General features: G+C 69.5%; 8 protein-coding genes. 5 read left to right on the forward strand and 3 right to left on the reverse strand.

Annotated elements, in window-relative coordinates; genetic code table 11:
• Window positions 1-354: S1C family serine protease (locus VFX99_RS10020; RefSeq protein WP_329666153.1), on the reverse strand; the 354-nt coding region annotated here is incomplete at its 3' end.
• A gap of 103 nt (window positions 355-457) precedes the next feature.
• Here VFX99_RS10020 and VFX99_RS10025 point away from each other — a divergent pair.
• Window positions 458-1,537, forward strand: coding sequence for a DNA polymerase IV (locus VFX99_RS10025; protein WP_329666154.1), 1,080 nt, complete (start codon window positions 458-460; stop codon window positions 1,535-1,537).
• Window positions 1,538-1,552: 15 nt separating this feature from the next.
• Here VFX99_RS10025 and VFX99_RS10030 read toward each other — a convergent pair whose 3' ends face one another.
• Window positions 1,553-2,926 (reverse strand): aminomethyl transferase family protein, encoded by a 1,374-nt coding sequence (locus tag VFX99_RS10030; RefSeq protein ID WP_329666155.1) that lies wholly within the window; start codon window positions 2,924-2,926, stop codon window positions 1,553-1,555.
• 123 nt (window positions 2,927-3,049) lie between these two features.
• On the opposite strand from VFX99_RS10030, the gene VFX99_RS10035 reads away from it, so the two are divergent.
• A complete protein-coding gene (locus tag VFX99_RS10035; RefSeq protein ID WP_329666156.1) occupies window positions 3,050-3,898 on the forward strand; it encodes an NAD(P)-dependent oxidoreductase in 849 nt (282 codons plus the stop codon).
• Between the two features lie 4 nt (window positions 3,899-3,902).
• Here VFX99_RS10035 and VFX99_RS10040 read toward each other — a convergent pair whose 3' ends face one another.
• Window positions 3,903-6,107, reverse strand: a complete 2,205-nt coding sequence (locus VFX99_RS10040) for a PEP/pyruvate-binding domain-containing protein (protein WP_329666157.1) — start codon at window positions 6,105-6,107, stop codon at window positions 3,903-3,905.
• A gap of 207 nt (window positions 6,108-6,314) precedes the next feature.
• On the opposite strand from VFX99_RS10040, the gene VFX99_RS10045 reads away from it, so the two are divergent.
• The 3 genes from VFX99_RS10045 to VFX99_RS10055 form a co-directional block, all read left to right on the forward strand.
• Window positions 6,315-6,719, forward strand: a complete 405-nt coding sequence (locus VFX99_RS10045; protein ID WP_329666158.1) for a DUF3806 domain-containing protein — start codon at window positions 6,315-6,317, stop codon at window positions 6,717-6,719.
• A gap of 110 nt (window positions 6,720-6,829) precedes the next feature.
• Window positions 6,830-7,414, forward strand: a complete 585-nt coding sequence (locus VFX99_RS10050; protein WP_329666159.1) for a hypothetical protein — start codon at window positions 6,830-6,832, stop codon at window positions 7,412-7,414.
• Between the two features lie 8 nt (window positions 7,415-7,422).
• A partial coding sequence (locus VFX99_RS10055; RefSeq protein ID WP_329666160.1) for an amino acid adenylation domain-containing protein occupies window positions 7,423-9,840 on the forward strand: 2,418 nt, incomplete at its 3' end.

Consider the following 9,840-nt stretch of genomic DNA (forward strand, 5'->3'; position numbering starts at 1 on the left):
GTTTCCGAGGGCGACCACGAGCTGTCCGACGCGGAGCTTCGACGCATCGCCCCACGGCACCGGCGGCGGAGTGCCGCCCTCCGCCCGGAGCACGGCGAGGTCCGACAGCGGATCGCTGCCAACGACGCGCGCGTCCAGGACGGTTCCGTCGGAGAAGGCGACCTCTGCGCGCACCGCACCCTCGACGACGTGGGCGCTGGTCAGCAGGTGCGAGTCCGTCGAGATGACCGAGGCGCTGCCGGCGCCGGCGCCGCGCGCGGAGCGGACCGACACGGACGCGACCGACGGCAGTGTCGTCTCGGCGATCCGCACCACCGCGGACGAGTACGCGTCGAGCGCATCCTCTTCGTCCATGCGACCATCTCAGCACTGCGGGGGTTCTCCGCGGCCGCGTTCGCGGAGAGCGCACGCGGCTGGTCGCATGGCGCCTGCGCGCGCCAGGACGCAGACTATGCGCATGGGCTCGGATCGGCGTCGGTGGGTGCTGCACGTCGATCTCGATCAATTCATCGCGGCCGTGGAGGTGCTGCGGCGTCCCGAGCTCGCGGGCAAGCCGATCATCGTCGGCGGTCGCGGCGATCCGACCGAGCGAGCGGTGGTCTCGACGGCGTCCTACGAGGCGCGTGAGTTCGGAGTCGGGTCGGGGATGCCGCTGCGCCTGGCCGCGCGCAAGGCCCCCGACGCCGTGATCCTCCCGGTCGATGCGCCTGCGTACAACGCCGCGTCCGAGGAGGTCATGTCGACGCTGCGGCAACAGCCGGGCGCTGTCGTGCAGGTGCTGGGCTGGGACGAGGCGTTCATCGGCATCGTGGCCGACGACCCCGAGGCGTACGCGCGGCAGGTTCAGAAGGCCGTGCTCGACCGCACCCAGCTGCACTGCAGCGTGGGCATCGGCGACACCCTGGTGCGCGCGAAGGTGGCGACCGGCTTCGGCAAGCCTCGCGGCATGTTCCGGCTGACGGCCGACAACTGGCTCGAGGTGATGGGCGCGCGTCCCACGATCGAGCTGTGGGGCGTCGGATCGAAGATCTCCAAGCGGCTGGCGGGCCTCGGCATCCTGACCGTCGCAGAATTGGCCGCAGGCGACGAGGCCGCTCTGGTCGCCGAGTTCGGGCCGCGGATGGGCCTCTGGTACCGGCAGCTCGGCCGCGGAGACGGCGCGACGGTCGTGGACGACACCCCCTGGGTGCCGCGCGGGCACGGCCGGGAGACGACCTTCCAGCAGAACCTCGTCGACCGCGAGCAGGTGGAGCAGGCCGCGCGCGACCTGCTCTCACAGGTGCTCGACGACGTGGCCGCGGACGGAAGACCGGTCGTCGGCCTCGGGCTGAAGGTCCGCTACGCGCCGTTCTTCACCAAGACCTTCACCAAGAAGGTCCGCTCTACCTTCGACCGTGACGAGGTGCTCGCCAGGACGATGGAGCTCGTCGACAAGATCGAGCCCGACCGGCCGATCCGCCTGCTCGGCGTGCGGGCCGAGATGGCCATGCCCGACGACGCCCGGCAGGGGCACTCCCCCACGCGCAGCGGCTGGTGAGGCCACGGGCAGCGCTCAGCCGTTCGCGCGGTATACGGTCCTCGCCCACTCGTGGAACGGTGCCGGCGCCACGGTCGCGCGGATGCGCACCTGCCGGTGGTTCGCGTCGGACTGGTGCTTCTGCGAGATCGGGTCCTCACCCCACACGACCTCGACGACCTCGCCGTCGGGAACGTCGACGTCGAGGGTCGCCAGGGACATGTACAGCTGGTCGAAGGCGACATAACCCGCGTCGGTGGAGATGCCGACCCGCTTGCCGTCCTTGAGCACCTCGTCCATCTGGTAGAAGCCGTACCGCGCCTTCGGGAAGTCCAGGAACTTCGCCGGCACGCCGGGCTCCACCTGCGAGCGGACCACATCGGCGACGTCCTGCGCGTTCCACAGCAGCGTCACCTTGCGACGGGTCGGCGCTTCGGCGAGCTTCTCGAGCGCCTCGCGGCCGTGGAAGTCGTGATCGAAGCGCACCGACCGCCCCAGACCGAGGTCGTAGGGCGTCATGTAATAGTCGTGCACGTCGGGCGAGTACAGCGATCCGCCGATCGACCCGGCGCGGGCGGCCGGAAGCCACTCGCGGTAATGCGCGAAGTCCTCGTCGAAGATCGCAGGGAATGGGGTCGGCACCCATCCCGACTCCAGCGGCGTCGCGGAGTATGCCTTCGCCCCGACCCGGCGGATTCCGAACTCCGCGCCCGCCTCCAGCAGCGCCTCGAGCACGGCGTCCGCGTCCTCCCACGGGCCGAAGAACTCGAACCCGGGCTGGCCGGCCATTCCATGCCGGAGACCGCTGACTTTCCGTCCGGCGATCTCGAATCGACCGATGTGGAAGAACTTCACGTCGGGCACCTCTCCGAAGTGCTTCTCCATGACCTCGACTGCGCGAGGACCCTGCAGCTCGTAGCGGTAGAACGTCGGCGGCCGGCCCTCCCGCATGTGCGTGTTCGACTCGAGCCGGTGGCGGACGTCTCGGCCGTCGGCCTCGGCCTTCTCGACGTTGTAGCGCACCCAGTCGATGAGGATGTGGTGCCCGATGAGCACCACGCCTTCCGCGCCGTCGTGGTTGTAGAACAGGATGCCGTCGCCGATGAGGTAGCCGTCCTTATTCACCGAGATCAGCTGCTTGGCGACACCGGGCCGGAACGTGGCGAACGTGTTGGGAGAGATCGACTCGAGCAGCGGGATCAGGTCGGCGCCGTCGAGGAACAGCTGGGTCATGTGGTGGGACTGATCCATCAGCGCCACTGTCGTGTTCCAGGCGCGCTGTTCGTCGCGCCAGTTGGTGAACTCGGGAGCCACAGGGAATGTGAACGCAGGCCAGTTCTGGTTGCGGAGGAACTCGACCGGACTGCCGGTGCGTTCGATCGCCTGCGCGAGAGTTTCAGTTGTCATCATCGACCTTTCCTCGGAACTGCTGGCAACGATAGGTCGGACCTTCTCCGACGTCGCTCGCATTTCCGATCAACGGAATTGACCCGCCGCGCCGCGGTCGGTCGGAAGCAGTGCGAGAGTGGGCTCATGCGCATTGCAGTGACAGGTGGCTCCGGCAAGCTCGGACGGGTGGTCGTGACCGAACTCCGCGCGGCCGGCAACGACGTGGTCAACCTCGATCAGCACGGCGAGCGCGGATCCGGCTTCGTCCAGGTCGACCTGCGCGACTACGGCCAGGTGATCGACGCCATCGCCGGAGTGAACGACCAGCACGATGGTGTCGATGCGCTCGTGCACCTCGCCGCGATCCCGGCTCCCGGCATCCGCAGTGATGTCGCGACCTTCCACAACAACATGGCCGCCACGTTCAATGTGTTCTGGGCGGCGCATCGTCTCGGCATCCGTCGCATCGTGTACGCGTCCAGTGAGACCGTGCTGGGACTGCCCTTCGACACCCCACCCCCGTACATTCCCGTCGACGAGGAGTACGCGGCCCGTCCGGAGTCGGTCTACTCCCTGGTCAAGCACCTCGAGGAGCAGCTGGCGACCGAGCTCGTGCGGTGGGACCCGACCCTGTCGATCACGGCGCTGCGCTTCTCGAACGTCATGATCCCCGAGGACTACGCCGAGTTCCCGGGATTCGATGCGGATGCGACCCTGCGCAAGTGGAACCTCTGGGGTTACATCGACGCGCGAGACGGTGCGCAGGCCGTCCAGCGGGCGTTGGATGCCGCCCTCCCCGGGTTCGAGCGGTTCATCATCGCGGCCGCCGACACGGTGATGTCCCGCTCGAATGCCGAGCTCGTGGCCCAGGTGTTCCCCGACGTGCCGGTGCGCGACGGGATCGGGGCGCACGAGACCCTGCTTTCGATCGACAAGGCCCGCCGACTGCTCGGCTACGACCCCGTGCACTCCTGGCGCGAGGCGATCGACTGACCGCTCAGCGACCGCCGAATTCGCGGACCTGCTTGTACACGAGCCGCCCGTTCTGGAGGATCTTCAGTTCGAGATCGAGCGCGGCATCCTTGTCATTGGCGGCCGGGGCGAACTCGCAGTCGCGGTAGTAGCCCGGCGTCGCCCGGCAGTACGCCCGCTCGACGCGCTTGGCGAGGCTGACGAGTTCGAGCAGCTGTTCGCGCGCAAGCACGGGCTCAGTCCGCTCAGGGTCATCGGGGGTCGGCTTCGCGAAGCGGGTGACAGTCAGGCTGGTCGGGTCAGTGTCCGAAACGAAGGCCGCGACCGTCACCTCGGAGTACGTGCCGGGGTCGGGATTGGTGACCAGGTTGTTGCCCTGCTGGATCGAGAGCGAATACCCGTACACGCCGTCGGTGTTGAGCACGCGAGTGACCACGACCGCATTCGACCCGACGTCGGACTCGGTGTCGTACGCCGGGACGATCGCCAAGCCCATCGCGAGGGTCGACTGGTCGATGCGAGCGAAGCTGCGCTCCTCCACTGCCCGCTTGTTCCAGAGGCTCGCGTACACGCCCTTGATCGCGCATCCCACCGACTTCGGCTTGACCTTGCGCTTCACCTCGCCTCCGGCATCGTCCTCCACCTCGACGAGGCACGGTCCGATGGGCCGGTCTCTCTTCGTCGTGTCGGCGGCGTAGCTGTCGTGCAGCCCGGCTCCGTCGAAGTCCGGCACGTCTTCGGCGTTGGCGCTGGAGCGCACTTTGATCTTCTCGACCCCGGGAATCACCTCGTCGATCTTGGCCCGCACCCGCTCCAATGCGCCGGGTGGGAAGGATGCCGCCATGATCCCGGCCTGGATCCCCTCGACGCGCTGCGCCCTCTGCTTCGGCGAGAGCTCGCCCGCCTGCTCCGCAGCCACGAAGGTGTCGATCAGGTCGCGGACGTCCGAGTTCGGCGGGTGCTCGATGAAGTCGCGGTACGCCTGCACCGGAACTGCGAAGCCCTGCGGAACCAGGTCGTACCCGCGTTGGGCGCTCTGGCTGCCCGGGTCGTCGACGCGACCGAGCACATCCCGATGGGCGAGGAACGCGGTGTTCGCGGCTTTCGACCCGTAGCGCACCGCGAAGCTCCGGGTCTGGCGCAGGCTGCCGCTCGCCATCTCGTCGTAGGAGCGGAGCGCAGTCTCGGGCTCCCACGTCAGCGGCGTCAGCGGCCGTGCCATGCGTGCCGCGAGCTTCGCCGCCACGACCTCGTCGGTCGACGGCTCCAGCACGAAGTCGTCCCGGCCCACCACCAGGTGCACCGGCTGGTCGGCGAAGGGCGCCAGCCGCGGGTGGTCGGGGCCTGCGTCCCGCAGCACCGCGTTGGGCGTGCTGCGCTCCTTGGACTTCAGGTTCACGTGCGAGTTCGTGTCCTGCACCGCGCGCGTGAGCACCCCGGCCACCACCGACAGGTCGAGCGGAAGCTCATCGAAGACGGGGATGTCGGTGGCGGTCAGCTCGTCGCGATCGCGCGGGAAGACCCGCAGATGGCCCCACGCCTCGCCGAGATTCAGCGGCAGGTACCGGATCGCGCCGAGGATCCGGTCGAGCGGAAGAACCTCGATCCCGAGAGCTGCCAGGTCCGCGGCGACCGTCTCGGTCGTCTGCTGCGATCCCGTCCGGACGAACGCGAACCTGGCGTCCGCGATGTCGATCTGCGTGCGGACCGTGGCGACCGCCTCCACGATGCTGCGCTCGCGGATCACGTCCTGCGGGTAGAACTGCAGCCCGTAAACCGGCTCGGCAGACCCGTCGAGGTGGTAGGTGCGCAGGCTGCCGGCGATGTACCGCTTGTCGTGCGTGAAGTACGTCACCGCGTTGAACGTCTCGAGGGGCTCGGGAATCTGGAAGGTCGCACGACCGAAGGGGTAGTGGAACCTGGCCTCCTCCGGGATCACGCCGTCACGGACGAATCTGCCGTTGATGAACCTCGCCGACGGCGCGGCGGGGTTGCGCCGGTCGATGAGGAACTTCGCGGCCCGGCCGCTCGCGACCAGGTCTCCGGCCTCGGTGGAGATGGCGCCGAATGTCTCGGTCGAGTCGAGCTCCGCGACCGCGAGCGGGAGCGACGCCGCGCGGCTGCGCGTCTGAAAGAAGGAGAGGGGCGCGACGGCACCGGGCGACGCGGTGTCGGTCGGCGACGACTCGAGGAACGACCGGCGCCCGAACGGAGGGAGAAAACCGGTCATCGCATGATCCTTTCGGCCGTCGCTTGTTGTCGATGCAAGCGGTCGAGCGAGTCCCGGTCAACCCTGCACGGTTCGGCATGCCGCTCGGCGCGGCCGCCCGCCGCCCGCAGGCCGTAGGAGCATCCCAACCGCAACATCCCGTTCCGTAGCCGTTCACCTCGTACCTCTACCGTGCCGAGAGCACCCGGGGCGCAGGCGAGGAGCCGCATGAAGGACATCACAGAGCTGACCGAGGACGACCTGGACTGGGTCGAGTCCCTCGTGAACACGCTGCGCACGCTCGGTGTCGCGCCCGAGCCGGCCGCACTGGACGAGTTCCTCGAGCAGGCACGAACGACCGGCACCTTCGCGAGCACCGATCCCACGCCGCTGATCAACCTCGTCGGAGCCGGAATCGGGCATCACCTGGCCACGACGCTCGGACTGCGCTGGGTGCACGTGACCGACAAGCGCGGCCAGCGATTGGCCGTCTACGGCGATTCCAAGAAGACCCTGGCGTTTCCTCTGGACGCCGTCGCCCGCCGGTGGCGCGGCGAGCCCGGCACTCTCCCCGGATACGTCTATGCGACATCCGCCGCCATCACGCAGATCCGCCAGGGGATCGCCAGCTGAGGACTCTGCGGTCCGGCACCCCGCTCGTTGCTGCCGCCGCTGTACCCTGGCCCCGCAGGGAGCCGCCGTCCGCTGCAGGCTCCGCTACCGAGGATTGAGAAGGTGTGACGATGGCGAAGACCACCAAGGCCGTGAAGTCGGCCGAAGCCGCATTGGATGCCGCGGCCGCCGCCGCGAAGGAAGCGAAGCGGTTGAGCAGGACGCTGCCGAAGAAGGACGCGAAGAAGCTCCTATCGCTGGCGGACGAAGCGAAGGACGCATCGCAGGCGTCGAAGAAGAAGCTCGCGAGCCAGCCCCGCAAGGTCGAGAAGAAGGCCGTCGCCGCGATCACACGGGTCGAGAAGGCCGCCGACAAGGCGGAGAGCAGGCTCGCCGCGGCCAAGGCCGCCGACGCGAAGAAGCGCGCGGCCGCCGCGAAGAAGAAGTCCGATGCCGGCAAGCAGGCGTCTTCGACGCAGTCGGCTGCTGGGCAGCAGGATGCCGTCAGCCCGCGCACCGGGCAGACCACCGTGACCGCCGCCCCGGCACCGGCGCCGGCGAAGCGGCCCGCGCGAGTCAAGGCACCGTCGGCACCGTCGGCCGAGGATCTCGCGGCGCTGACGGTCGTCCAGCTGCGCGATCGTGCGCGTGCTGCGGGTCGCACCGGCTTCTCGCGCTCGAACAAGGCGCAGCTGATCGCGCTGCTGTCATCCTGACGCCCTCGATGCAGGAGTTCCTCGATCTGTCGTCCGCGGCACCGTCGCCGCGGACGCTGATCGACATCCTGCGCGAGACGAGCGCCCGTCACCCCGAGGCCTCGGCGCTCGAGGACGCGGACGGCGCGCTGAGCTACGCCGAGCTGCTCGCGCGCGTCGGGCGCACCGCGGCGCGACTGCACGCGAATGGAGTCCGCCGCCGCGATCGCGTGGGCGTGCGGATGCCCTCCGGCAGCCGCGACCTGTACGTGGCGATCCTCGGGATTCTGGCGGCAGGAGCCGCCTACGTCCCCGTCGACGCCGACGACCCGCCCGAGCGCGCGCAGCTGGTCTTCGGGGAGGCCGGCGTCAAAGGCGTGATCACGCGCAACGGCGTCTTCGAGCCCACCGCGCCGGCTCCGGCCGCAATCACGTCCGACGACCTGTTCGTCGGAGACGTACCACATCCGAGCTCCCGGGCGATCGAGACCATTCCCACACCGACGGTGGATGACGACGCCTGGATCATCTTCACCTCGGGATCGACGGGTGTGCCGAAGGGCGTCGCCGTCACGCACCGCTCCGCCGCCGCGTTCGTGGACGCGGAGGCGCGCCTGTTCCTGCAGCCCGCCCCTCTTGCGCCCGGGGACCGCGTTCTCGCCGGCCTGTCGGTCGCGTTCGATGCGTCGTGCGAGGAGATGTGGCTCGCGTGGAGGCACGGCGCGTGTCTCGTTCCCGCGCCGCGCGCGCTGGTCCGCTCCGGCGAGGACCTCGGACCCTGGCTGCTGGGTCACGGGATCACCGTCGTCTCGACGGTGCCGACGCTGGCCGCACTGTGGCCGCAGGACGCGATCGAGAACGTGCGGCTGCTGATCTTCGGCGGCGAGGCGTGCCCGCCCGAGCTGGTCACCCGCCTGGTCGCCGAAGGGCGAGAGGTCTGGAACACGTACGGCCCGACCGAGGCGACGGTCGTCGCCTGCGCGGCCCTGCTGGACGGGCAGGGTCCCGTCCGCATCGGCCTTCCGCTGGCGGGCTGGGCACTCGCCGTGGTCGACTCCGCCGGGATGCCGGTGGCCGAGGGCCAGGTCGGGGAGCTCATCATCGGCGGCGTCGGCCTCGCGCGATATCTCGACCCGGCGAAGGATGCCGAGAGGTACGCGCCTCTGCCGACGCTCGGCTGGGAACGCGCCTACCGTTCCGGCGATCTCGTCCGCCTCGAGCCGGAGGGGCTGCACTTCCAGGGGCGAGCGGACGATCAGGTCAAGGTCGGCGGCCGACGCATCGAGCTCGGGGAAGTCGAGTCCGCGCTCCAGAACCTCTCCGCCGTGTCCGCGGCGACCGTCGTAGTCCAGCGCACCGAGGGCGGGGTGCCGATCTTGGTCGGCTACGTCGTGCCCGCCGGCGGCTTCGACCGGCAGACCGCGCGGGCCGAGCTCGCGCACACGCTGCCCGCCCCGCTGATTCCCCTGCTGGCGGTCGTCGACGACCTTCCAGTGCGAACGTCCGGCAAGGTCGACAAGGCCTCGCTGCCGTGGCCGCTGAGCGATACGGATGCCACGGATTCGTCGCTGTCGGGCACCGCCGCGTGGCTCGCCGAACAGTGGGTCGCAGTCCTCGGCATCCGGCCGGGCGATGAGGATGCTGACTTCTTCCAGCTCGGTGGCGGCTCGCTGGCCGCGGCCCAGCTCGTCTCGCGGATTCGCGCGCGAGCGCCCGAGTTCACGATGGCGGATGTCTACGATCTGCCGCGGCTGCGCCAGATGGCCGACGCGATCGAGTCGGAGGCGTCCGAGCTGAGCGATCTGCCGAACACCTTCAGCGTCGCGCGTCCGACCCCCCGCATCATGCAGTGGGTGCAGAGCGCGGCCGGAGTTCCGCTGTTCATCTTCGCGGGGCTGAGGTGGACCGTGTGGCTGCTCACCGCCGGCTGGATCCTGCGACTGTTCCCCGGTTTCGACTTCCTTCCCGAAGCGCCGCTGTGGCTCATCCTCGCGGGGCTCGTGCTGTTCGTCACGCCGTTCGGCAGGATGCTCATCTCCGCCGCCGTCGCACGCCTGCTGCTCGGGGGCCTTCGGCCGGGCGACTATCCGCGCGGCGGCGGTGTGCACCTTCGACTATGGCTCGCTGAGCAGGTCGCGCACCAGGTCGACCCGGTCGGACTGGCCGGTGCGCCCTGGGTCAGCTACTACGCGCGGGCACTCGGGGCGAAGATGGGCGCGAACGTCGACCTGCATTCGCTTCCGCCGGTGACCGGCATGCTGGAGATCGCCGACGAAGCCGCCATCGAACCGGAGGTGGACCTCTCCGGCTACTGGATCGACGGCGACACCGTTCGGATCGGCGGGATCAGCATCGGAGCCGGTGCGACCATCGGAACCCGCAGCACCCTCGCACCCGGAACGCGCATCGGACGCCACGCCGAGATCTCGCCCGGATCCGCCGTCTTC

The sequence above is a fragment of the Microbacterium sp. genome (assembly GCF_036277215.1).
Taxonomy (GTDB): Bacteria; Actinomycetota; Actinomycetes; order Actinomycetales; family Microbacteriaceae; genus Microbacterium.

Coding starts and splice junctions, on each gene's coding strand:
- VFX99_RS10045 (WP_329666158.1), top strand. CDS start 6,315: ATGAAGGACATCACAGAGCTGACCGAGGACGACCTGGACTGGGTCGAG.
- VFX99_RS10030 (WP_329666155.1), bottom strand. CDS start 2,926: ATGATGACAACTGAAACTCTCGCGCAGGCGATCGAACGCACCGGCAGT.
- VFX99_RS10050 (WP_329666159.1), top strand. CDS start 6,830: ATGGCGAAGACCACCAAGGCCGTGAAGTCGGCCGAAGCCGCATTGGAT.
- VFX99_RS10035 (WP_329666156.1), top strand. CDS start 3,050: ATGCGCATTGCAGTGACAGGTGGCTCCGGCAAGCTCGGACGGGTGGTC.
- VFX99_RS10025 (WP_329666154.1), top strand. CDS start 458: ATGGGCTCGGATCGGCGTCGGTGGGTGCTGCACGTCGATCTCGATCAA.
- VFX99_RS10040 (WP_329666157.1), bottom strand. CDS start 6,107: ATGACCGGTTTTCTCCCTCCGTTCGGGCGCCGGTCGTTCCTCGAGTCG.